Origin of the sequence: Streptomyces sp. NPDC051219 (genome assembly GCF_040682335.1) — a bacterium.
Taxonomy (GTDB): domain Bacteria; phylum Actinomycetota; class Actinomycetes; order Streptomycetales; family Streptomycetaceae; genus Streptomyces.
Genome location: NZ_JBFBAS010000037.1, coordinates 25,907 through 48,404 on the forward strand (window position 1 = coordinate 25,907; position 22,498 = coordinate 48,404).

General features: G+C 66.5%; 23 protein-coding genes and 5 pseudogenes. 20 read left to right on the forward strand and 8 right to left on the reverse strand.

Going from position 1 to position 22,498, the window contains the following annotated elements; genetic code table 11:
- Positions 1 to 38 precede the first annotated feature (38 nt).
- The 10 genes and pseudogenes from AB0M62_RS29175 (at position 39) to AB0M62_RS29220 (ending at position 8,490) form a co-directional block, all read left to right on the forward strand.
- The gene (locus AB0M62_RS29175; RefSeq protein ID WP_366077303.1) at positions 39 to 1,028 is read left to right on the forward strand and encodes an isochorismatase family cysteine hydrolase; all 990 of its coding nucleotides are present in this window, start codon (positions 39 to 41) and stop codon (positions 1,026 to 1,028) included.
- A gap of 47 nt (positions 1,029 to 1,075) precedes the next feature.
- Positions 1,076 to 2,287, forward strand: a complete 1,212-nt coding sequence (locus AB0M62_RS29180) for an acyl-CoA dehydrogenase family protein (protein WP_366077304.1) — start codon at positions 1,076 to 1,078, stop codon at positions 2,285 to 2,287.
- The gene (locus tag AB0M62_RS29185; RefSeq protein WP_366077306.1) at positions 2,284 to 3,024 is read left to right on the forward strand and encodes an SDR family oxidoreductase; all 741 of its coding nucleotides are present in this window, start codon (positions 2,284 to 2,286) and stop codon (positions 3,022 to 3,024) included. The genes AB0M62_RS29180 and AB0M62_RS29185 overlap by 4 nt, the downstream gene beginning before the upstream one ends.
- A gap of 15 nt (positions 3,025 to 3,039) precedes the next feature.
- A complete protein-coding gene (locus tag AB0M62_RS29190) occupies positions 3,040 to 3,753 on the forward strand; it encodes a TIM barrel protein (protein WP_366077307.1) in 714 nt (237 codons plus the stop codon).
- The gene (locus AB0M62_RS29195; RefSeq protein WP_366077308.1) at positions 3,750 to 4,934 is read left to right on the forward strand and encodes an FAD-dependent oxidoreductase; all 1,185 of its coding nucleotides are present in this window, start codon (positions 3,750 to 3,752) and stop codon (positions 4,932 to 4,934) included. Before AB0M62_RS29190 ends, AB0M62_RS29195 begins: the two co-directional genes overlap by 4 nt.
- A complete protein-coding gene (locus AB0M62_RS29200; RefSeq protein ID WP_366077309.1) occupies positions 4,924 to 5,709 on the forward strand; it encodes an SDR family NAD(P)-dependent oxidoreductase in 786 nt (261 codons plus the stop codon). The genes AB0M62_RS29195 and AB0M62_RS29200 overlap by 11 nt, the downstream gene beginning before the upstream one ends.
- A 60-nt stretch (positions 5,710 to 5,769) precedes the next feature.
- Positions 5,770 to 6,360, forward strand: a pseudogene (locus AB0M62_RS29205) (SDR family oxidoreductase); the annotation flags it as partial.
- Positions 6,361 to 6,406: 46 nt separating this feature from the next.
- On the forward strand, positions 6,407 to 6,763 hold the full coding sequence (locus AB0M62_RS29210) for a hypothetical protein (protein ID WP_366077336.1): 357 nt from the start codon (positions 6,407 to 6,409) through the stop codon (positions 6,761 to 6,763).
- A complete protein-coding gene (locus tag AB0M62_RS29215) occupies positions 6,760 to 7,533 on the forward strand; it encodes an enoyl-CoA hydratase/isomerase family protein (RefSeq protein WP_366077310.1) in 774 nt (257 codons plus the stop codon). The genes AB0M62_RS29210 and AB0M62_RS29215 overlap by 4 nt, the downstream gene beginning before the upstream one ends.
- Positions 7,534 to 7,686: 153 nt before the next feature.
- Positions 7,687 to 8,490, forward strand: a complete 804-nt coding sequence (locus tag AB0M62_RS29220) for an IclR family transcriptional regulator (protein WP_366077312.1) — start codon at positions 7,687 to 7,689, stop codon at positions 8,488 to 8,490.
- A 263-nt stretch (positions 8,491 to 8,753) separates the two neighbouring features.
- Here the strand turns inward: AB0M62_RS29220 and AB0M62_RS29225 are convergent.
- From AB0M62_RS29225 to AB0M62_RS29235, 3 genes and pseudogenes are all read right to left on the reverse strand, one after another.
- Positions 8,754 to 8,900, reverse strand: a pseudogene (locus tag AB0M62_RS29225) (helix-turn-helix domain-containing protein); the annotation flags it as partial.
- Positions 8,901 to 9,050: 150 nt separating this feature from the next.
- A complete protein-coding gene (locus AB0M62_RS29230; RefSeq protein ID WP_366077313.1) occupies positions 9,051 to 9,818 on the reverse strand; it encodes an enoyl-CoA hydratase-related protein in 768 nt (255 codons plus the stop codon).
- A 15-nt stretch (positions 9,819 to 9,833) separates the two neighbouring features.
- Positions 9,834 to 10,556 carry an SDR family NAD(P)-dependent oxidoreductase gene (locus AB0M62_RS29235; RefSeq protein ID WP_366077314.1) on the reverse strand — a complete coding sequence of 241 codons (723 nt, stop codon included), beginning with the start codon at positions 10,554 to 10,556 and terminating at the stop codon, positions 9,834 to 9,836.
- 169 nt (positions 10,557 to 10,725) lie between these two features.
- Here AB0M62_RS29235 and AB0M62_RS29240 point away from each other — a divergent pair.
- Both AB0M62_RS29240 and AB0M62_RS29245 read left to right on the forward strand, forming a co-directional pair.
- Positions 10,726 to 11,175 (forward strand): annotated as a pseudogene (locus AB0M62_RS29240) (integrase core domain-containing protein); the annotation flags it as partial.
- Positions 11,169 to 11,501 (forward strand): annotated as a pseudogene (locus tag AB0M62_RS29245) (transposase); the annotation flags it as partial. The pseudogenes AB0M62_RS29240 and AB0M62_RS29245, both read left to right, overlap by 7 nt.
- A 41-nt stretch (positions 11,502 to 11,542) precedes the next feature.
- Here AB0M62_RS29245 and AB0M62_RS29250 read toward each other — a convergent pair.
- The gene (locus AB0M62_RS29250) at positions 11,543 to 11,692 is read right to left on the reverse strand and encodes a hypothetical protein (RefSeq protein WP_366077315.1); all 150 of its coding nucleotides are present in this window, start codon (positions 11,690 to 11,692) and stop codon (positions 11,543 to 11,545) included.
- A gap of 162 nt (positions 11,693 to 11,854) precedes the next feature.
- On the opposite strand from AB0M62_RS29250, the gene AB0M62_RS29255 reads away from it, so the two are divergent.
- Positions 11,855 to 14,557, forward strand: coding sequence for a branched-chain amino acid ABC transporter permease/ATP-binding protein (locus AB0M62_RS29255; protein WP_366077316.1), 2,703 nt, complete (start codon positions 11,855 to 11,857; stop codon positions 14,555 to 14,557).
- Between the two features lie 38 nt (positions 14,558 to 14,595).
- Positions 14,596 to 15,303 carry an ATP-binding cassette domain-containing protein gene (locus AB0M62_RS29260; protein WP_366077317.1) on the forward strand — a complete coding sequence of 236 codons (708 nt, stop codon included), beginning with the start codon at positions 14,596 to 14,598 and terminating at the stop codon, positions 15,301 to 15,303.
- On the opposite strand, the gene AB0M62_RS29265 is transcribed toward AB0M62_RS29260, so the two are convergent.
- Positions 15,191 to 15,472, reverse strand: coding sequence for a hypothetical protein (locus AB0M62_RS29265; RefSeq protein ID WP_366077334.1), 282 nt, complete (start codon positions 15,470 to 15,472; stop codon positions 15,191 to 15,193). The genes AB0M62_RS29260 and AB0M62_RS29265 overlap by 113 nt on opposite strands.
- 201 nt (positions 15,473 to 15,673) lie before the next feature.
- Between AB0M62_RS29265 and AB0M62_RS29270 the strand changes: the two genes are divergently transcribed.
- From AB0M62_RS29270 to fdxA, 5 genes and pseudogenes are all read left to right on the forward strand, one after another.
- Positions 15,674 to 16,909, forward strand: coding sequence for an ABC transporter substrate-binding protein (locus tag AB0M62_RS29270; RefSeq protein WP_366077318.1), 1,236 nt, complete (start codon positions 15,674 to 15,676; stop codon positions 16,907 to 16,909).
- A gap of 31 nt (positions 16,910 to 16,940) precedes the next feature.
- Positions 16,941 to 17,292: pseudogene (locus tag AB0M62_RS29275) on the forward strand (SDR family NAD(P)-dependent oxidoreductase); the annotation flags it as partial.
- An 18-nt stretch (positions 17,293 to 17,310) separates the two neighbouring features.
- Positions 17,311 to 19,176, forward strand: a complete 1,866-nt coding sequence (locus AB0M62_RS29280) for a 2-oxoacid:acceptor oxidoreductase subunit alpha (protein WP_366077319.1) — start codon at positions 17,311 to 17,313, stop codon at positions 19,174 to 19,176.
- Positions 19,173 to 20,240, forward strand: coding sequence for a 2-oxoacid:ferredoxin oxidoreductase subunit beta (locus AB0M62_RS29285; RefSeq protein ID WP_366077320.1), 1,068 nt, complete (start codon positions 19,173 to 19,175; stop codon positions 20,238 to 20,240). Before AB0M62_RS29280 ends, AB0M62_RS29285 begins: the two co-directional genes overlap by 4 nt.
- Before the next feature lie 15 nt (positions 20,241 to 20,255).
- Positions 20,256 to 20,576, forward strand: a complete 321-nt coding sequence (gene fdxA / locus AB0M62_RS29290) for a ferredoxin (protein WP_366077321.1) — start codon at positions 20,256 to 20,258, stop codon at positions 20,574 to 20,576.
- 412 nt (positions 20,577 to 20,988) lie between these two features.
- On the opposite strand, the gene AB0M62_RS29295 is transcribed toward fdxA, so the two are convergent.
- From AB0M62_RS29295 to AB0M62_RS29305, 3 genes are all read right to left on the reverse strand, one after another.
- Positions 20,989 to 21,414: a transposase gene (locus AB0M62_RS29295; RefSeq protein WP_366077322.1), complete on the reverse strand. Its 426-nt coding sequence runs from the start codon at positions 21,412 to 21,414 to the stop codon at positions 20,989 to 20,991.
- The gene (locus AB0M62_RS29300) at positions 21,309 to 21,581 is read right to left on the reverse strand and encodes a hypothetical protein (protein WP_366077323.1); all 273 of its coding nucleotides are present in this window, start codon (positions 21,579 to 21,581) and stop codon (positions 21,309 to 21,311) included. Before AB0M62_RS29300 ends, AB0M62_RS29295 begins: the two co-directional genes overlap by 106 nt.
- A 74-nt stretch (positions 21,582 to 21,655) precedes the next feature.
- On the reverse strand, positions 21,656 to 22,030 hold the full coding sequence (locus AB0M62_RS29305; protein ID WP_366077324.1) for a hypothetical protein: 375 nt from the start codon (positions 22,028 to 22,030) through the stop codon (positions 21,656 to 21,658).
- A 234-nt stretch (positions 22,031 to 22,264) separates the two neighbouring features.
- On the opposite strand from AB0M62_RS29305, the gene AB0M62_RS29310 reads away from it, so the two are divergent.
- On the forward strand, positions 22,265 to 22,456 hold the full coding sequence (locus AB0M62_RS29310; protein ID WP_366077325.1) for a ferredoxin: 192 nt from the start codon (positions 22,265 to 22,267) through the stop codon (positions 22,454 to 22,456).
- Positions 22,457 to 22,498 lie beyond the last annotated feature (42 nt).

Sequence of the window (22,498 nt, forward strand, 5' to 3'; positions counted from 1 at the left end):
ATCGCCGTGAGATGGGGACGATGGCCGAGAGTCCGCCCGTGTTGCAGACGGTGCTGGATGTCCAGGCGGGCGCGGGCACGAGGTTCGCCCGCATCGCTGCGCCGTGGGTCGCGAAGACCACCGGCGAGGCCGGTGTGCAGGTCTTTCTGGCGGCGTTCGACCCGAGCACCTCGCAGGCGATGTTCCTGGAGGTCTACGCCGACTCGAGAGCGTTCCTGGAGCACGCGGCCGCTGTCGACCGTGACCTGCGCGCTCGGCTCTACTCCATCGCGAAGCTGCGGGCGTTCCACGTATACGGCGACATCAGCGACGCCGCTCGGGCGTGGGTGGACGGCGCCAACCCCACATCCCACCGCATCGAAGCCGCCAACACCCCTGAGGGCGCCTCCGCGCCGGAGGCAGCTCCCTGCGACAACATCCCCCCTACGACACAGCGAGGCATCTGGCTAATGAATGCAGCCGTGGACCGTGGATCAACCGCGCTCGTCGTCGGCGACGTGCAGAACGGAATCGTCAGGAACTTCGGCAACGACGACGCCTACGTGACGCGTGTGGCATCGGCGATCAAGAGCGCTCGGGCGGCCGGGATCCAGGTGATCTACGTCCGGGTCGGCTTCCGGGCCGGGCATCCCGACGTGAGCCCCCGCAACCGTGGCTTCTCCATTGCCGCCGCGAACAACGCGCTGCTCGCCGACTCCGACGACACCCAGATCGACGCGCGCGTCGCGCCGGTCGAGGGCGACATCGTGATGGTCAAGCGACGGGTCAGCTGCTTCTCGGGCACCGACCTGAACGTCGTGCTCAGCTCTCGCGGGATTACCAGCCTCGTGCTCGCCGGCATAGCGACGAGCGGCGTGATCCTCTCCACGGTCCGGGAGGCGGCCGATCGCGACTATGCCCTCACGGTCCTGTCTGACGGGGTGAAGGACAACGACGAGGAGGTCCACCGCGTCCTGGTGGAGAAGCTGTTCCCCCGACAGGCGGATGTCGTGAGCGTCGCTGACTGGATCAGCGCCGTCGAGGCCTGACGCCCACTCCCCGCCACAAGCTCAAACCTTCAGCCCAAGGAACTGACATGGACTTCGAGTTCTCACCGCGGTGTCAGCAGCTGCAGAAGGAGCTCCTCTCCTTCATGGACGAGCACGTCTACCCGGCCGAGTCGGTCTACGAGGCGCAGAGGGCACAACTGGCCAGCCCTCATGAGAGTCCGCAGATCCTCGAGGGCCTCAAGAGCGTGGCGCGGTCCAGGAGACTGTGGAACCTCTTCCTGCCGCACAAGACCGAGTGGTCCGACGGTCTGAGCAACCTCGACTACGCCCCGCTGGCCGAAATCACCGGCCGTGTCCCGTTCGCGGCCGAGGTGCTCAACTGCTCCGCACCGGACACGGGGAACATGGAGATCCTGACCATGTTCGGCACCGAGGAGCAGAAGGAGCGGTGGCTCAAGCCGCTCCTGCACGGGGAGATCCGGTCGTCGTTCGCGATGACGGAGCCGGCCGTCGCGTCCTCGGACGCCAACAACATCGCCTGCTCCATCGTCCGTGACGGCGACGAGTATGTGATCAACGGCCGCAAATGGTGGATCTCCGGGGCGGCGGATCCGCGCTGCAAGATCCTGATCGTCATGGGCAAGACCGACCCGGCCGCCGAGACGCACCGACAGCAGTCGATGGTGCTCGTTCCGATGGAAACCCCTGGCGTCACCGTGGTCCGCAACCTTCCAGTGTTCGGTTACGTCGACCGGGAAGGCCACTGCGAGATCACGTTTGAAAACGTACGGGTGCCGGTAGGCAATCTCCTCGGCGGGGAGGGTGACGGCTTCGCGATCGCCCAGGCGCGGCTGGGCCCGGGCCGCATCCATCACTGTATGCGGACGATCGGCGTGGCCGAGCGGGCGCTGGAGCGGATGGTCACTCGCGCGCAGGAGCGGGTCACCTTCGGTCAGCCGGTGGTGGAGCGCGGTCAGGTGCAGGACTGGATCGCCAACGCCCGCATGGACATCGACCAGGCCCGCCTCTACACGCTCTATACCGCCTGGAAGATGGACAAGGAGGGAAACCGGGCCGCCGCGACCGAGATCGCCGCCATCAAGGTCGCCATCCCGAAGATGGCGCTGGAGATCATCGACCGCGCCATCCAGGTCCATGGCGGTGGCGGGGTGTCCGATGACTTCGGGCTCGCGTGGGCATATGCCCACACGCGCATCCTGCAGATCGCCGACGGCCCGGACGAGGTGCACCGCCGCACGGTCGCGCGGCGCGAGCAGCGAAGGTTGGCGCACGGATGAACACTTCTTTCGACTTCTCCGGCCGCACCGTGGCGGTGACGGGCGCGGCCCAGGGCATCGGGCTGGCCGTGGCGCGCTCGTTCCACGAGTCGGGTGCGAAGCTGGTCGCGATCGACCGTGACTCCGGCGCGTTGTCGACCGCGTGGGATGACGCGAAGGGCTCGGTGCTGACCATCGCCCTGGACGTCTCCGACGAGGAGGCCGTCACCTCGGCCGTGGCCCAGGTCGAGACCTGGTCCGGCGGGATCGACATCATGATCAACAATGCCGGCATCACCCGGGACGTGGTCGTGTGGAAGATGACGTCCGCGCAATGGCAGGCAGTGCTGGACGTCCACCTGACCGGGACGTTCCACTTCACCCGAGCGGTGATCCCCGGCATGCGGGCCAAGGGTGCCGGGCGCATCGTGAACGTCACCTCCTACACGGGCATGCACGGCATGGTCGGCCAGGCGAACTACGCGGCGGCCAAGGCCGGCCTCATCGGCTTCACCAAGGCCACGGCCAAGGAGGTCGCCCGCTTCGGCATCACCGTCAACGCCGTCTCTCCGAACGCGTCGACGGCGATGGTCGCGGCCATTCCTGCCGACAAGCTGGCGGCGTTGACCCAGTCGGTGCCCATGGGGCGTTTCGCCGAACCTTCGGAGATGTCCTCCGCGTTCCAGTTTCTCGCCTCCGACGAGGCCGCCTACGTCACCGGAATCGTCTTGCCGGTCGACGGCGGCGTTGCGATGTAAGGATGAAACACGACGATGAGTAACCCACTGACGTTTGGCCGTTGGACCATGGGTGTCGGCGACGTCTGCTTCAAGCCCAGGGTGGACAACTACGAGGCGGCGCGCCGTGCCAAGGAGGCCGGCTTCTCCCACCTGGAGCTCCACTCCTACTGGGACGACGGTGACGAGAGCCTGCTGGAGCTGCCCCTCGGCATCCGGATTGTCAACACCGGCGACCCTGATCGCGAGCTCTCCGAGGTCGTCGCCGATGACGACAAGCTCTCCGTCTGGCCCCGTGCGAAGGACGGCTGGGGATATGTACCACCGCCGGACATGCCCGGCGCCTGGGAGCACACGCTGGCCGAACTGCGCCGTGCCCCCAAGTCGCTGGTGGAGCCATGGGCCGGGTCCGTCTGCTCGACGAACGAGGTCACCAAGGAGCTCATCAAACAGATTCCAGGGCTGCGCCTGATCGTCGATGTGGGTCACCTCATCTACAAGAACGAGGACCCCTTCGAGCTGCTGCCCTATGCCGACATCGTCCAGTTGCGCGACTGCGCTCCCGGCCAGCAGCAGCTGCCCGTCGGCGACGGCGTGATGGACTTCCGCCGCCTCAAGACCGAGCTGGAGAAGCTCGACTACCAGGGCGCCATCACGTTGGAATATTTCGACCTGCACTGGGTGGGCTATCCGCTCGACACTCCATGGGAATGGACCCTGGACCTTGCCCACTACCTGGACTCACTGTGACCGACGACGGTGTGGTGATCGTAGGTGCGGGTGCCGCCGGTCTGACCGCCGCGGAGGAGCTGCGCCGGCTGGGGTTTGACCGGCGCGTCATCCTGGTCGGCGACGAGTCCCACGAGCCCTACGATCGACCACCGCTGTCGAAGGCGGTGCTCTCCGGCAAGTGGGGCGCCGAGCGCACCGCGCTGCGCAAGGCCGACCACTACGCGGCCCAGGCGATTGAGCTCCGGCTCGCGGTCACCGTTACCGCGGTCGATGTGGGCGAGCATCGGCTGACGCTGTCCTCCGGTGAGACGCTCGACTACGGCCGCCTGGTGATCGCCACGGGCGTCGCGCCCCGGCGACCGTCGTTCGTCGGCGACCTGAAGGGGGTCTTCACCGTGAAGACCATCGACGGCTCACTGGCGGTCCGGGAGGCGCTCGCCTTGGCCGAGCGTGTGCTCGTGCTGGGCGCGGGCTTCCTCGGCACGGAGATCGCCGCGACCGCCCGCACGCTCGGTCGGCAGGTCGTCGTCGTGGACGTGCTTAAGGCTCCCCTCATCCGGGGTCTGGGCCCGTGGATGGGCGGCCTCGTGCGTGAGCTGCATGCCGCCAGCGGTGTCGAGATCCGTACGGGCACCGCGGTGCAGGGCCTGACATCGCGCGACGGCCACGTCACGGGCGCCGCCCTGAGCGACGGGACCTATGTGGCCGCCGACGTGGTTGTCGTCGCGGTCGGCTCGGCTCCCAACACGCGATGGCTGGAGGGCTCGGGCCTCGAGCTCGACGATGGCGTGCTGTGCGACGAGTTCTGCTTCGCCGCACCGGACGTCGTCGCCGCAGGCGACGTCGCCCGATTTCATCACCGTGCATATGGGCGCTCGTTGCGCCTTGAGCATCGCACCAACGCCACCGAGCAGGGCCGGGCCGCGGTGGCGAATCTGCTGGCGACGCCGGAGGACCGCAGGCCGTTCGAGCCGATCCCCTACTTCTGGACCGACCAGTACGCTTACAAAATCCAGGCCTACGGCATCACGCCGCCAGACGCCGACGTGCGCGTGGTGCATGGCGAGCCGGCGACGCGCAAGTTCGTGGCGACCTACGAAGTCGACGGCCGAACCGTCGGGTTGGTGGGGTGGAACTCTCCCCGCGAGCTGCGTGACCTACGCGGCGGGCTGGAGTTCGGGAGAGTCGATGCTCGGTGATGTCGGCGCGGCCGCGGGGCAGGTCGTTCTCGTCACGGGCGCCAGCCGCGGGGTAGGCCGCGCCGTGGCCACGTCATTCGCGCGGGCCGGTGCGGCCGTGGCGATCGCGGGCCGGGACCGGGTGGCCCTGGCGGAGACTGCGGCCGGCATCGACGCGTTGAATGCCCCGGTGCACGTACTCGCCTTCGATGTCACCGACGACGACGCCTGCCGCGAGGCGGTCGCCACGGCGGGCGAGCGGTTGGGCCCGATCACCACTTTGGTGAACAACGCGGGCATCGCCGAGTCCGCCCCGTTCCTGAAGGTGTCCGTCGAGCAGTGGCGCCGGACAATGGCGATCGACGTCGAGGCCCCGTTGGTCCTCACCCAGGCGGTCCTCCCGGCGATGCTGGAGGCCAGGCGCGGTGCGGTCATCAACGTCGCCTCGATCGCCGCCAAGCGCGGTTTCGCCTATGTCACCGCCTACACCGCGGCCAAGCACGCCCTGCTCGGCCTGACCCGGGCGCTGGCGGTCGAGTTCGCGGCCAGCGGGGTCACGTTCAACTGCGTCTGTCCGTACTACATCGACACGGAGATGACCCAGCAGACGATAGACACCATCATGGCCAAGACCGGTCAGTCGAGGGCGGAGGCCATGACTCATCTGGTCAATCCGCAGGGAAACCTCGTCACACCCGACGACGTGGCCGCGCTGTGCCTCTTCCTGGCGTCGCCGGCCGCGCAGAGCATCACGGGGCAGGCCTACAACATCGACGGCGGAATGCATCAGAGCTGAACAGCGCGGGGACGGTGGAAGGGAAGTGACGGTGTGACCAGACTGGACGGAAAGGTCGTGGTGATCACCGGGGCCGCGCGTGGCCAGGGCGCGGCGCCCGCCAGCGCGTTCGTCCGCGAAGGTGCCCGGGTGCTCCTCGCTGACGTTCTCGATGCCGAGGGCCTCGCGCTGGCCGAGGAACTCGGCGACAACGTCATGCTCTGGTCAACAACGCCGGGATCGTACGCCATCGCCGCTGCGCGGCGAGGAGGTCGAGCAGTGCAGAGGGCGCTGGACGTGAACCTCACCGGCTGTTGGCTGGGCATGCGCGCGATCGCGTCACACATGTCCGGCGGTGGTTCGATCAGTAGCGTCTCGTCCAACGCCGGGCTCGTCGGGTTCGCCCAGGTCGGTGCGTATGTCCCGTCGAAGTGGGGCCTGCGTGGCCTGACGAAGACCGCCGCGCTGGAGCTCGGCGAGGCCGGCATTCGCGTCAACTCGATCCACCCCGGGGTGGTGGACGCGCCGATGCTGACGTTCGACCTCGCGACGTGGACGGCGTTCAAGACCCAACCGATCCCACGAGCCGGTCCCGCCGAGGAGATCGCCAACCTGGTGGTCTTCCTCGCGTCGGACGAGTCGAGCTACGTGACCGGCGCCGAGATCGCGATCGACGGTGGCATGGTGCCACCGTCAACGAGGGCAAAGGAGTATGGAGATGGCCAGATACTTGATGTTCGTCATGACGCATCCGGTCGAGGGCGCCGATGCCGAGTACAACCGATTCATGGACGAGGAGCACCTTCCCGATGTCCTGGCGGCCGACGGCATGGTGTCAGCGCGCCGCTTCCGGGTGGCGCCGGCACAGCCGGACTTCGGTCAACTGCCGGGCTTCGACTACCTCACTCTCTATGAGATCGAGACCGACGACGTGACGCGCACCATCGGCGCGCTGGAGAACGCCCGTGCGGGAGGAAAGTGGCGTCCGTCGGACAGCCCCTCACCCACCCGGGTCTGCGCGGTCTACGAGTTTCTCAGCTCGGCCGATGCGAGCAGCGGCGGAGCCCCGTCATGACGGACGACGGGTCGGTCTCGTTCACCGTCGATGACAACGGGGTGGCCATGGTGGAGTTCCATCGTGGCCGGGCGAACTACTTCACCGCGGCGCTGATCGGGAAGATCGCCGACGCCTACGCGGAGGCGGCAGCCAACCCGGCGTCGCGGGTGATCGTGTTGTGCGCGGCCGGGCGGCACTTCTGCGCGGGACTGGACTTCGGCACGACGGGCGACATTGAACCCTCCGTGGCGTCGATCTATGGCGAGGGGCTGCGCCTGTTTGAGCCGAGCCTGCCGGTCATCGCGGCGGTGCAGGGCGCGGCGATCGGCGGCGGACTCGGCCTGGCCATGTCGGCCGACTTCCGAATCGGCGCCCCCGACGCTCGGGTCTCGGCGAACTTCGCCCGGATCGGCATCCACCACGGCTTCGGGCTGAGCGTCACGCTTCCCCGCGCCGTGGGCGTCCAAAAGGCTTCCGACCTGCTGCTGTCGGCCCGGGCGATCGATGGCCGCGAGGCGGCGACGCTGGGGGTGTTCGACCGGGTGAGCGCTTCGGCCGCCTCACTGCGGGACGAGGCGATCGCGTGGGCCACCGAGTTCGCCCGGGCCGCGCCGCTGGCCGTGAGAAGCATCCGGCAGACGCTGCGCGGCCCTGACCTGGCCACACGAGTGCGCACGGCGCTGGAGCACGAGCTGGCCGAACAGGTTGCGCTGTTTGGCACGGGTGACTTCGCGGAGGGGGTCGCGGCCGCCGCCGAGCGGCGGCCGGCGGTCTTCCTGGGCCGGTGACCCATCGCCGAGCCAGCCGACGGGAGGCGGGATATGGTAGGCTAGGAATTCGATTCATAAGAGTGGAACTGATTTCCAGTCTCGGCGTGGAGGCTGTGGTCAGGTCCCCGTCGAATCGCCGCGGCTTCCGGCCTGGCAAAGTTGGGGAAAAGCATGAGCGTTCAGGACGTTACGGATGACGACATCAGGCCAACGTCCCTGCCCGTCAACAACAGCGCGATCGGAAAGGCCGTCGCGGTGCTCAGCGCACTCCGCAGCTCGCGAGGTCCGATGACGCTCACGGCCATCGCTGAAGCCATCGGTGTCGCCCCCAGCTCCGCGCACTCTATCTTGAGTCACCTTCTCAAAGAGTCAATGGTGCTGCAGGTTCAGGACAAGCGATACGAACTAGGGCCGCAGCTGTTCTATCTCGGTGCGGGCTACGCGGGGTCCACCGCCGTCTACCGCGCCACGTGGATGGAACTGGTGGACGCCGCCGCCGAGCTGGGCGTGACGTCCGCTGTCGCCGTGCAATGGGATGACAGCTTCCTCGTTCTGAACTCGCATCGGGCGGGTCGGGCCAACGTGGCCATGCCCTTCGCCGGGCGGGTTCCTCTGGATGCCTCGTCCTGGGGCAAGGTCTATTTCGCCTGGTCGGGCGCGAAGCTACCGACCAAGCTGACCCGCTACACAGAGGCGACCATCACCAATCCCAAGGCCTACGCCGAGGAGATCCAGCTCACCCGCCAGCGGGGTTATGCAACCGATCGCGGCGAGTTTCACGAGGGCGTCGGTGGCGTCTGCGCCCCGGTGACCAGCAGCGCCGGGTTTGAAGGACTCGCCACCTTCGTCGTGCCACTCGACCGGCTGCAGGACGCTGACTGTGAGCGTCTCGGCCAGGCGCTGGTCGCCATCACCGCTCGGGCGTCGCTGACGCTCGGCGACGTGGGCCAGGTGAAGTTCTTCGGGTCAGCCTGACCACCGCCTTGGGCCCTGGCGCGGAAGTCGGGGTCGGTGATGAAGATCCAGGAGCGGTCCTGCCAGGGCTTTAGTGCGTCCCGGGCCGCCCAGCGGCGCGGTGGAGGCGGAGACGGGGCCGGTGACGCCGCGCGTGGTGAGTTCGGCGGCCAGTTCCGGGCACGACCAGCACGCCAGCGGTACCCCGGTCCCGGCGGGCAAGTGGAGGTCAGTGCTTGGGCCACGGCCCCCTGCAGTGCCGTGTACGGCGGCGGCCGCCCCGACCGCTCGCGGCCGGTCTGACCAGCGAGACCACGGCCGGCGAACCCGCCGCGCCGGTACCGGACTGTGTCCAGGTGCAGGCCGGTGGCGCGGGCGATGCGCGCGTTGGAGCGTCCGCGTGCGGCGTGCAGCACTACCTGCGCACGCATCCGCAGCAGGTGCCCGGTCGCAGCTGCGCGGCTTTGTGCCTGCGTCCGCCAATCCCGGCCGCAAGATTTCCTACTGCGATGGCGGGATAGCCGCCACCGGCGATGCTTCGGCTCGGCTGTCGTGGGCGGCAGGATCACCGCGGTGGAGGACTAGGATCCGGTGTAGCGGGGCTCCCGCTTGTCGAAGAAGGCGGCCACCGCCTCTTTGGCGTCGCCAAACCGTGACAGCTCACCGGTGAATTGCTGTTCCTTGGCGTATCCGTCGTGCAGGTCCATGTACTCGATGGCGTTGAGGCTGCGCTTGGCGATCCGGATCGCCACGGGACTGTGGCGAGCGATCGACCGGCCGACCTGTCGAGCCGTCGTCACGAGGTCTTCGGGTGTGGTGATCGCCGCGATGCCGCCGAAGGCGGCAAGCTCTCGGGCATCGACGAGGTCGGCCGTGTAGAACATCCGCCGCACGACACCTTGGGGGACCAGGCGAGACAGATGTTTCGCGCCGCCCATCGCTCCGACCGAGATCTCGGGCAGCCCGAAACGTGCACGGTCGGACGCGACCACAAGGTCGCATGATCCGGCGATGGCCAGACCGGTTCCGGCGGCGACACCGTCCACCGCGGCGATTACCGGAACCGCACACTGGTAGATGGCCCAGAACGCGGCATGGACGACCGCCATGCGCCCGGCAACGTTGTCCGGGTTCATCGTCATGAACTCGGTGAGGTCGTTTCCGCCGCAGAAGTGCCGTCCCTGGCTGGTGAGGATGACCACGTCAACGTCGGGCAGATGGACGTCGGCGTGCCCGAAGAGGTCGGCGATCTGGCCGTACATCGACTGATCGATCGCGTTGACAGGTGGACGATCCATCGTCACCACGGCGATGCGCTCGTCCGTGTCGATGGTCAGATTGTCGAACACAACGGTCCTTTGTGGTCAGCGGGGCCCGGGCGGGCGCCGGAACTCGAAGATGCCTACGGGCCGGCCGGCCTGTACGAAGTAACATTGGCCGCTCTGTGGTGTGTTGGCGGCAGCGACGAGGGCGTCGGCCACAGCCGACGGCGCCAGTATCGGTGCGCCGTCCGCCTCGAGCCTGGCGCGGATTCCGGCCAGGATGGGCGTGTCGGTGAACGTGGGGCACACCGCGTTGATCGTGATCCCCCTGGGCAACACCGAGCCCAGCGATCGCACCAGCCCGACAACCGCGTGTTTGGTTGCGCTGTAGACCGGGTCGGTGGGTATGCCCATCATTCCCGCGAGGCTCGCGGTCACCACGATGGCGCCGCGACCGCGCTGCCGCAGCGCGGGCAATGCGGCGTTGACACCGAACACCACCCCGTCGAGATTGATCGCGACCGCGCGCCGGTAGTGCTCGATGTCGATGCGTTGGTCGAACCGGACGCTCTCGCTGGTGACGCCGGTATTCAGGAAGAGAGCGTCGAGTCGGCCGGTGGATGATGTGGCGTACTCGACGGCGGCGTCCAACGACTCTTGGACCGTGACGTCGGTGCGCACGAAGCCGAGATCGAGCCCGCCGCGAGGCGGCACGAGATCCGCGACGACCACGCGGTAGCCGGCCGCTACCAGAGAAGTGCAGAGGGGCGTTCCGATTCCTCCTGATCCGCCCGTTACCAGCGCAGTCCCGCGTCCCAGTGTCACGGTGCCTCCGGGATTCGAGTTGCATCGAAGTCGATTCTAAGAAAAATCGCGCGTAGAGTCAAAAGGCAAATACGGATTCGATTATGGAGTTGTGGCGATGCGGGATGCGGTCGTCGTGTCGGCGGTGCGGTCCCCGATAGGCAAGCGCAACGGCAAGCTGTCCAAGTGGCTCGCGGGCTGGTCGATCAGCGCCCATATGCGTACCGGGCTGGTCACCGACGCGCTCGAAGCCGCCGCCCGCACCCGTGGCGGCAGCCTGGACGGGGCGATCTTCCACAGCGACAACGGAGCGCCGTGCGTGTCGAAGAAGTTTGCGAAGGTGTGCCGCCAACTCGGTGTGACCCGCTCGCGCGGAGCGGTCGGCACCAGCGCGGACAACGCCGCCGCGGAGAGCTTCAACGCGACCTTGAAGAGGGAGACCCTGCAAGGGAAGAAGCGTTGGTCAGGAGCGAGCGATGCCCGACTCGCAGTGTTCCGGTGGGTCACCCGCTACAACACCAGACGCAGGCACTCAAGGCTTGGCTACATCGGCCCGATGGCCTTCGAACAGCGATCAGTTACGCTGGCCGCTGCCGCACAGCAAACGGTGTCCACGCTTCGGGGGAAGCCCCCTACGTGATCCTGGACAACCTGTCCGCCCACAAGGGCACCGACATCCGCCGCTGGGCGAACAAGAACAAGGTCGAGTTGTGCTTCACCCCGACCTACGCCTCGTGGGCGAACCCGATCGAGGCGCACTTCGGGCTGCTGAGGCAGTTCACCATCGCCAACTCCAACCACCGAGACCACACCGTGCAGACCCGGGCCCTGCACGCCTACCTGCGCCGGCGCAACGTCAGCGCCCGCCACCCCGACGTCCTGGCCGCCCAGCGTCGCGAACGTGCCCGCGTCCGCAGCGAGAAGGGTGTCCGCCGGGGCGGACGCCACCTCACGACGGCGGCCTGACCGCCAACCTGGTGGACCTTCCCGGCGCAGGCATGCGAAAGCTATGACCGGGGCGTGCCGTGCCAGCGCCATGTGGTGAGACGAGGGTGCCCGGGCAGTTCGGCGCGTCCGGTGGTCTGCTCCAGCCGGCTCACCAGATCCGCGATCTGCCCGACCATCGCCGCGATCTGCGCATTCTGACGTTCGATCACCGCAGCCTGCTCACGCGCGAGCGGTCGGCAGGTGATCAACTAAGGGCAATATCTGAATGACATTCGATCCGCGTGAGCCCTTGACGGCAGTTCTTGGAACAGTATTCTGAGTGACGCGTCAACCTGCGGAGTGATCGAAAGTCGTGCGAACAAGGAGAACCGATGCTTGACGCCGTACAGTTCGCGCTCCTCGGGCTCGGAACCGGCGCGACATACGCGCTGGTCGGCCAGGGCGTCGTGTTGATATACCGCGCATCCGGCATCTTGAACTTCGCGCAGGGCGCTCTGGCGATGGTCGGCGCGTACACGTTCTTCGAGAGCACGAAGGCCGGTCTCGCAAAGCCAGTGGCGCTGCTGATCGCGGTTGTCCTGCTCGCGATTCTGGGTGCGGCGATCTACTGGCTGCTCATGAAACCGCTCCGTCAGGCCTCCCCGTTGGTGCGCGTCATCGCAACCCTCGGCGTCCTGCTCGTGCTCCAGGCGATCGCAAGCATTCGCTACGGCGCTGCCACCGTCTTTGTCGACTCGTGGGTGCCGACCACCTCGTTGCAGTGGGGCCCGCTGTTGGTGCCCCAGGACCGGCTGTGGCTGACTGGTTTCGCGGTCATCTTGACCGTGCTCTTGTATGCGGTGTCGAAGGCCACGAAGTTCGGCCTCGCGACGACTGCGGTTTCCGAGAACGAGCGGGCCGCTGCGTCGGTCGGTTGGTCGCCGGATCTGTTGAGCGCCGTCAATTGGGCGGCCGGAGCCGCACTGGCGGGGGTCGCGGGCATCCTGATCACGCCCCTGACATCACTGTCGGGCACCTCGCTGACGTGGATTGTCGTGCCGGCGATGGCGGCGGCGCTCATCGGCGGGTTTTCGTCGTTCGAACTTACTCTGGTCGCTGGGCTGGCGATTGGGATCCTGCAAAGTGAGATAACGCACTACTACCCCGAACAGGGATTCGCACAGTCCGTTCCGCTGCTGCTCATTGTGCTCGTTCTGGTCGTACGAGGCCGGTCGCTTCCACTTCGCAGTCATCTGATCGAGCGACTTCCGGCATTGGGCAGCGGTGTCATTCGGATTCGTTACGCGGGCCCAGTGGCCGCAATCGCGCTCGTGATGATCGTGCTGTTCCCGTTCAACTGGGTCGTGGCGCTATCGTCGTCTTTGAACGCGGGCATGATCCTGCTATCGATAGTCGTGCTGACCGGATTCGCCGGGCAACTCTCGCTCGCCCAATACACGATCGCGGGCGTCGGTGCGCTTGTCGCATCGCAGCTGGTTATCGCTGGCTGGCCGTTCGGTTTCGCAATACTGGCCGCCATTGGCGGTGCTGTGCTGGCCGGTCTCGTCTTCGCCATTCCGGCCCTGCGAGCGCGAGGGGTGAATCTGGCGATCGTCACGCTTGCGCTGGGCCTATCACTTCAGTACACGGTGTTTACGAATACCAGCATCGCCGGCGGAACCGACGGACTCGAAGTCGGCTCCCAGCACTTGTTCGGTATCGACCTCGATACCTTGGCGAGTCCACGCGAGTACGCCGTCCTGTGCCTCGTGGCGCTTGTCCTGGTGATCTGCATCGTGGGGAACGTGCGACGAAGCCGGACCGGTCGCCGGCTGATCGCCGTCCGCACCAACGAGCGCGCTGCGGCATCCTTGGGGATCGATGTTCTCGGCGCCAAGTTGTATGCGTTCGGGCTCTCGGCCGCGATCGCCGGCCTGGGCGGAACACTTCTCGCGTTCATGAACCCCTCAGTGTATTTTTCGATATTCGATCCCGTGCGGTCGATAACCGCGGTACTCCTGGCGGTGGTCGGCGGCGTCGGCTATATCATCGGCGCGCTGTTCGGAGCGACCTTGGCCGATGGCGGTTTCCCGGGTGGCGTGATCGTCCAGAACTTCAGCGGCCACGAATGGCTCACGCTGATCGGCGGCGTGGCCGTGCTGCTCATCCTCTTGCAGGACCCGAACGGAATGGCTCGGTCGCAGTCCGTAGCCGTCAAGCACTTGCTCGCGCAGATATCGAAGCGGATCGGTCGGAGTGGTTCCGCGGCGAAGCAGCGCAATTACTGGAACGAGGATGCGCTCGACGCTCATGAGCGAGCCGAGGAGTCGACCCTCGCGATCCAGAATCTCAGTGTCCGCTTCGGAGGTGTGATCGCCTTGAACGATGTCAGCTTCACACTGCGGACCGGGGAGGTCCTTGGCCTCATCGGCCCGAACGGTGCGGGCAAGACAACCTTGATCGACGCCGTGACCGGATTCGTCAAGCCGTCGGGGGGTGAAGTCGTCCTCGGTGGTCAGTCCGTCACGGGGTGGCGTGCGCACCGGCGGGCACGCGCCGGGTTGTCGCGCTCGTTCCAATCGCTGGAACTGTTCGAAGATATATCGGTGCTCGACAACATCCGGGCGGCCGAGGACAGACATGACGGCTTGGCTTACCTGACCAGCCTTTTCTACCGAGGCGAATCATCGCTCAGCGCCGCCGCGGTCGCTGCGATCAAGGCGTTCGGTCTCGAGGAGGATCTCGACAAGCGGGCGGATGAGCTCTCTTTCGGTCGCCGTCGACTCGTGTCGATCGCCCGCGCAGCATCGGCCGCACCTAGTTTCCTGTTGCTCGACGAACCTTGTGCGGGCCTGAGTGAGACCGAGACTCGCGAGACCGGCTTGCTGATCCGCGAATTGGCTGATCGATGGGGCGTCGGGATCGTTCTCATCGAGCACGACGTCTCGATGGTCATGTCGACCTGTGACCGAGTCATGGTGCTCGACTTCGGTAACAAGATTGCTGAGGGTTCTCCGGACGACGTTCGTGAAAACGAAGCAGTCAAAGAGGCTTATCTCGGCGGGTCACGAGTTCAGGCCCGTCAAGGTGAGTGAGTAGCTCGTCATCCCCTCTGAGATTGGAAGTCCAGCACATGACGACGTTGATCTCTGCGAACGGAATCAGCTCCGGCTATGGCGACGTTCAAGTCATCAGAGACGTGAGCCTGAAGGTCGACGCCGGGAGTGTCGTCGCTTTGCTCGGCCCCAATGGTGCGGGCAAGACGACGACGCTGCTCACCCTTGCCGGCGAGTTGCCGACCACCCAGGGAACAGTCGAGGTTGACGGCGTTGTCACCCGGGCGCCACTGCATCGGCGGAGTCGGGCCGGCCTGTCCTACGTGACAGAGGAGCGCTCGACCTTCACGAAGATGACGGTGGCCGAGAACCTACGGGTCGCCTCGGCCGACAGCGACTACGCCTACGAACTCTTTCCGGCGTTGAAGCCGATCGCGGGCCGTCGAGCCGGCCTGCTCTCGGGTGGTGAGCAACAGATGCTGGCGTTGGCTCGGGCCCTGGCCCGCCGGCCGCGCGTACTTCTCGCCGATGAGCTGTCCCTCGGCCTGGCGCCGCTCATCGTCGACCGGCTTCTGATGGCGGTGCGGCGGGCGGCCGACGACCAAGGTGTGGGAGTCCTGCTCGTGGAACAGCACATCAGCAAGGCGATGGCCCATGCCGATTATCTCTATGTCATGCGGCGAGGCTCCGTTGTGCTGGAGGGTGTCGCGGACGAGATGCGGGGCCGAATGAACGAGGTGGAGGCTTCTTATCTCGCGGGCGCATCCACAACGTCGCTTGCCTAGACAGCTGATGCCATCTGCCGACGTGGAGGTGACGTGCGGTCAGGTGCCTTGATTTGAAGGTCCGCCGGACTGCTTGGCGGTTCGGGGGCATGGGTCTTGAGGGAAGAGCTGGAGCTTGACGGCCGTATCCGTAACCCGTGAACAGCCACATCGTCAGCACGAAGTACACCGTCAGCCGCGCGGGCAGCGACCGCGTGCGCTCCGGCCTCGTCGACCACAAAGTCAGCCAGCTCGGGCGTGAAGGTCCGTGACAGCAAACCCATCCGCTGTCCTCCACTGTTCAATAACCTATCCGAACAGGAGATTCGCAGAAATGACATTCAGACCGGCGCGACGTGCGGCAAGACTAGTCAGTGCGGGATTGGCTCTCATGCTGATTCTGTCGGCTTGCAGTTCGTCGAAACCAAACGCCAGCGGATCAAAGTCAACCGCTGCTTCGTCCTCGGTGCCGGCGTTGTCGGGCGACCCAATCCTGCTGGGCCAGATGGCCCCGACCGGGACGCCCACCTTGGATTACGCCGACATGAAGGCTACCGCCAAGGCGGCCGTCGACGGCATCAACAAGTCCGGTGGAATCAATGGACGTCCGCTGCAGGTGTTGTTCTGCAACGAAAATGCCAATGCCAATGACGCGCTGGCCTGTGCCCGCGAGTTCGTCAACAAGAAGATCATCGCCTACGTCGGAGGCCTGTCGGTCACAGGCGAAGCGCAGATCGCGCAGCTCATGGCCCAGGCGGGAATACCGATGATTGGGAATAACGACTTGAGTGCCAACTACAAGTCGGCCGATAGCTTCCCGGTCGTCGGTGGTCACGCGCTGTCGACATATGCTTCGGTCCCGGCCTGTGCGCAGGAAAACAAGAACAAGATTTCAATCGCCGCGGTTGACGACGCGCTTTCGCAGACGTTCATCAAGTTGTGGGAGGACTCCATTGCGAAAGCCAAGGGTGTGACGCTGGTCAACCAGCCGATCACCATCCCGGCTGACGCCACGGACCTGACAGCGCAAGCCCGTGCGTTGATGAACAACGGCACCGAGTGCATCGTCACCAGTCTGCGTGAAGCGTCGACCGTGCTCCTGATGCGGGCGTTGTCGCAGTTCGGCTACACCGGCAAATTGCTGTTCAGTGGCGCCGTTTTGAGCGCGAACAGCCTGTCCCAGCAGGCGGACAACCTCAACAAAATCGGACTCGCCATTCAATGGTTCCCGCCGTTGACGGCCGCGTCGCAATACGCGTCGTTGCGGCAGCTGCAGGCCGATCTTACGGCCGCCCGGGCTGGCGGCGACAACAACGCCCCGTCGCCGGATGACTTCATCCGCGATCCGGCCATGCTCGCGTGGGTTGCCGTGCAGGCGGCGGCGGCGGCGATGAAGCAGACGAAGGCATACACGGCTGCCGACCTGGCCGCGGCGCTGCCCACCTTGAAAGATGTGCAGGTCGTCGACTTCCTGCCACCGTGGACGCCGGCCAATCCGGGTGGTACGCCTGGTTACGTCCATTTGCCGGCGGAGATCGTCTATTACACCGTTGGCTTCCAGGCCGGCAAGGGAGTTCTGGTTCCACCGAACCAGGTCAACATCCGGCCGTTCTTGCCAGTGTCCTAGCAGCACCGAGACAGCGCCGGGGCGGCTCTCTGAGCGTGGGGTGATCGTCAACGCCGCGTCTGTCGCGGCGTTCGACGGTCAGATCGGCCAGGCCGCGTACTCGGCGTCCAAGGGCGGCATCGCGGGGATGACCCTGCCGATCGGCCCGCGAGCTGGCCGACCACCAGATCCGCGTGGTGACCATCGCGCCGGGAATGTTCGAGACCCCGTTTGCTCAGCCTGCCCGAAAGGGCTCAGCAGTCCCTCGCGCAGCAGGTGCCGCACCCCAAGCGGCGGGAAAGCCGGTGGAGTTCGCCGCTCTGGTCGCGCACATCGTGGACAACGCGATGCTCAACGGAGAGATCGTTCGACTTGACGGCGCCATTCGCATGGCGTCCCGGTAAGAAGCGGAGTACGACCAGATGTCGGCAGCGATCGCGCAGGTCAAGACGCTGGATCGAGTGGTGATCAGGTTCGCGGGTGACTCCGGTGACGGTATGCAGCTGACCGGGGACCGGTTCACCTCCGAGGCAGCGGCGTTCGGAAACGATTTGGCCACTTTGCCGAACTTTCCGGCGGAGATCCGCGCACCGCGGGGCACCCTGCCCGGCGTGTCCAGCTTCCAGCTGCACTTCGCCGACCACGACATCCTCACCCCCGGAGACCGGCCGGACGTGCTGGTGGCCATGAACCCGGCGGCGCTCAAGGCCAACATCAAGGACCTGCCGCACGGGGGCATCCTGATCGTCAACACCGACGAGTTCACCAAGCGGAACCTCGCCAAGGCCGGCTACGCCGCCGACCCGCTGGCCGACGACTCGCTCACCACCTACCAGGTACACAAGGTGCCGATGGCCACGCTGACCCGGGGAGCCCTGGAGGGGACAGGTCTGTCCAAGAAGGACGCGGAGCGGTCGAAGAACATGTTCGCCCTCGGGCTGCTGTCCTGGATGTACCACCGGCCGACCGAGGGCACTGAACGCTTTCTGCGGGAGAAGTTCGCCCGCAGGCCCGAAATCGCCGAGGCGAACATCCTGGCCTACCGGGCGGGCTGGAACTACGGGGAAACCACGGAGGCGTTCGCCGTCACCTACGAGGTCGCCCCGGCCGGACTGGCTCCGGGGACCTACCGGCAGCTGACCGGGAACACCGCGCTGGCGTACGGGATCGTGGCCGCCGGCCAGCAGGCGGGGTTGCCGGTGTTGTTGGGCACCTACCCGATCACCCCGGCCTCGGACATCCTGCACGAGCTGGCCAAGCACAAGAACCTCGGCGTGACCACCTTCCAGGCCGAGGACGAGATCGCCGGCATCGGCGCTGCCCTGGGAGCGTCCTTCGGCGGCGCGCTGGGCGTGACGTCGACGTCGGGGCCGGGCGTGGCACTGAAGTCGGAGATGATCGGGCTCGCGGTGATGACCGAGATGCCATTGGTCGTCATCGACGTGCAGCGCGGCGGCCCCTCCACCGGGCTACCCACCAAGACCGAGCAGGCGGACCTGCTGCAGGCCATGTTCGGCCGCAACGGCGAGGCGCCAGTGCCGATTGTGGCCCCGCAGTCCCCGGCCGACTGCTTCGACACCGCCCTGGAGGCCGCACGGATCGCGCTGACGTACCGCACCCCGGTGCTGCTGCTGTCGGACGGATCGATCGCCAACGGCTCCGAGCCATGGCTCGTCCCCGATGTCGGCGACCTCCCCGACCTACAGGTCACCTTCGCGACCGATCCCAACGCCCCTGACGGCTCGGGGGAGTTCTGGCCGTACCTGCGTGACCCCAAGACCCTGGCCCGGCCGTGGGCGGTGCCGGGCACGCCGGGGCTGGAACACCGCATCGGCGGATTGGAGAAGGCCGACGGCAAGGGCGGCATCTCCTACGACCCGGACAACCACGACCGCATGGTGCGGCTGCGCCAGGCCAAAATCGCCGGAATCGACGTGCCCGACGTCACCGTGGACGACCCGTCCGGTCAGGCACGGGTCCTGGTGCTCGGCTGGGGCTCCACCTTCGGCCCGATCGGCGCGGCCTGTCGGCGAGTCCGCCGCCAGGGCATGCACATCGCCCAGGCACACCTGCGCCACCTCAACCCGTTCCCGCGCAACCTCGGCTCTCTGCTCCGGGCGTACGACCGGGTGATGGTGCCCGAGATGAACCTCGGCCAGCTCACCACGCTGTTGCGCGCCCGCTACCTGGTCGACGCGACCGGCCACACCAAGGTCGCCGGACTGCCCTTCAGAGCTGAAGAGTTGCAGGCCGTGCTCACCGACGTCATCAAGGGGATCGAGACATGACAGCCATCGAGCTGGGTTTGCCGGCCATCGGCGGACTGGACGGCGTACCCACCACGGACGGCCGCCAGACCGCCAAGGACTTCACCACTGACCAAGAAGTACGGTGGTGCCCCGGCTGCGGCGACTACGCGGTCCTGGCCGCTGTCCGCTCCCTTCTCCCCGCACTGGGGATACGCCGGGAGAACATCGTCTTCATCTCCGGCATCGGCTGCTCCTCTCGTTTCCCGTACTACATGAACACCTACGGAATGCACTCGATACACGGCCGTGCCCCCGCCATCGCGACCGGGCTTGCCGTGGGCCGCCCCGACTTGTCGGTGTGGGTGGTCACGGGCGACGGCGACGCGCTGTCGATCGGCGGCAACCACCTCATTCACACGCTGCGGCGCAATGTGAACCTGAAGATCCTACTGTTCAACAACCGCATCTACGGCCTCACCAAGGGCCAGTACAGCCCCACTTCGGAGACCGGCAAGGTCACCAAGTCCACCCCGATGGGATCCCTGGACCACCCCTTCAACCCGGTGTCCCTGGCCCTGGGCGCGGAAGCCACCTTCGTCGCCCGCGCACTGGACTCCGACCGCGGGCACCTCACCGAGGTGCTCAGGGCCGCGGCCGAGCACCGGGGCACCGCACTGGTCGAGATCTACCAGAACTGCCCGATCTTCAACGACGGCGCGTTCGACGTACTCAAGGAACCCGACGAGCGGGAACGGCGGATCATCCGGCTGCGCCACGGTGAATCCATCCGGTTCGGCCCCGACGGCGAGTACGGACTGATCCGCGACTCCGCGACCGGCTCGCTGCGGGTGGCCGAGGTGGCCGAGACCGGCGAGGACTCCCTCGTTGTGCACGACGCCACCGCCGAGGACCCCACCCTGGCGTTCGCCCTCTCCCGCCTCGGCGGCCAGGACCTCGACCCCGCCGTCACCGGCATCTTCCGCTCCGTCGCCCGGCCCGCCTACGACGACCTCGCCCGAGCCCAGGTACGGCAGGCCGTCAACGCCGGCCCCGGGGACCTGCAGGCGCTGCTGCGCGGCAAGGACACCTGGACCGTCATCTGAGGAAGGGCCTGTACCGTGACATACGTGATCGCCGAGCCATGCATCGACGTACGCGACAAGGCCTGCGTCGAAGAGTGCCCCGTCGACTGCATTTACCAGGGCGAGCGAATGCTGTATATCCAGCCGGACGAATGCGTTGACTGCGGCGCCTGCGAACCGGTCTGCCCCGTCGATGCGATCTTCTACGAGGACGACGTCCCGGACGAGTGGGCGGCGTACATCAAGGCCAACGCCGACTTCTTCGCCGAATTCGGCTCACCGGGCGGTGCCTCGAAGACCGATGGTCCGGGTGCGGACACTCCTTCCGTCTCGTCACTGCCGCAGAGGACGGGATGAACCGTGATGGTCAGAAACGACTCTCGGTCAGCCAACACCCGCGCCCGATCAGCTGGACCGGAGCCACAACGGTGTGCGACCAGGGCCGTTCGGCTTGGCTGGAGGTGGGTGGGACTTCCAGACCGTGGGCGAAGCGCAGGACGTCCGCTTCCTAGTCCCGCAGGACGTCCAGGAGGTTGAGAGCGGTGCGCTGACTGGAGTCGCGTCGTGGCCGAGAGTTTCGGACAGGCCGATGCGCACGCCGTGCCGGAAGCTGGTGGTCAGCCGGGCGAGCACGTCCTGGCGCAGGTGTGTGTGGTGTGCGCGGCGGGCTTGGTTGGTGCGGTGGATCAACTCGCGCAAGGCGTCGGAGATCTGGCCGGGCCAGGCCGCATCAGGGTAGGGACTTCCCCCGAAGCGTGGACACCGTGTGCTAAGCGGCAGCGGCCGAGGCCAGATCGCGCAGCAGATGGGCAGTGTTGACTTGGTGGGTCAGGGTGCCCAGCCGGGAGCTGTCGTAGTTGATGTAGCGGTCGTGGACGATGACCGCGCCGACGCGCAGGTCGCGGTAGACGAACTGGGTGAAGGTGTCCATCGAGCGGTCGCCGAGCAGGTAGTGGGTGTAGAGCTCGGTGCAGGCCACGTGCAGGTACTGCTCGGCCTTCTTGCGCCCTTCGGCTGGGGTGGCGGGACCGGACTCGATGGGTGTCTCGTCGCAGCAGACCGCGTAGGCGAGCGTGATCAGGGTGCGGATCAGCGGTTGACCTCGTACAGCACGGTGGCGGTGGAGGTGAGCAGGCCGTGCACGAGCCCCGTCGAGGGGCGGACTCCGGTGAAGGACTCCAGCGCATCGCAGCACCGCTCGACGGGCAGGTGACGCATCACCATGAGGTAGACGGCCAGGGCTTTGAGCTGCGGCCCGTACTCCACCCGGACGGCCCCTGCGCCCTCGGGGCGGGGAGCGGTATGGACCTGCCCGCACCCGGTGCAGGAAACCGCGTGCTGGTCGTACTGGGTCACGGTCACCGCGACAGGGGTACCTCGTGCTGCTGGAAGCGGTCCACCACACCCAGGTCCACAGCGCCGTCAGGGGCCCTGCCTCAGACGCAACCACCCTGTGGGAAAAGGTCCTTGACGTCGTCCGGGTCCTCGGTCCACCGCAGCTGGCTTCCCGGCGCCCGCTTCTGCCTGCGCTTCTTGCGGCCACTGGCCGACGTGCGGCGCGGCTTGGCCGGCGGCGTGTTTCCGTTCGGCGTGCCCTCCTTGGAGGAGGGGGAAGTTGGAGCTCGAGCTGTTACGGGACAACAAGTGCTCCAGCCGGGCCAGCTTCCCGGTGGTCGTTCCAGCCGGCCCATCAGATCCGCGATCTGCCCGGCCATCGCCGCGACCTGCGCATTCTGACGCTCGATCACCGCAGCTTGCTCATGCGCGAGCTCGATCAGCTCACCCCGCGACAACGACTCCAGATCCGGCACACGAAGTGGCACAGGACGACCAGCACGACTGGTGGCGCGGTAGCAGCACTTACTCGGAACGACATGCGAACGCTGAGCCCTAGCACTCCAAATATCGGCATGGCATACGGTCCGCGCTCATCAGACGGTAGAAAAGTCGAGTCACTTTCGACTTAGACCTTGACTGACCCTGGCGGCCTAACTAGGCTCCAGAAAGTGAAAGCCGGGTCAAGCTCTCGCTGTTGAGGAGATTCAATGCAGCTGAACGTTGACTCTGAGGAGTGTTTCGGCCACGGGCGCTGCTACACGCTCCATCCAGAGCTGTTCGGAGATAACGAAGAAGGATTCGCCTACGTGAAAGCGCTTGACGTCCCTGAGCAGCAGCAGGGCGCCGCTGTTGACGCTGTCCACAATTGCCCAGAGAGCGCGATCCGAATTGTCGACTAGTTCGCGAGCGCCGGAGCGCGACCGTGTTGGGACCCGGAGAGG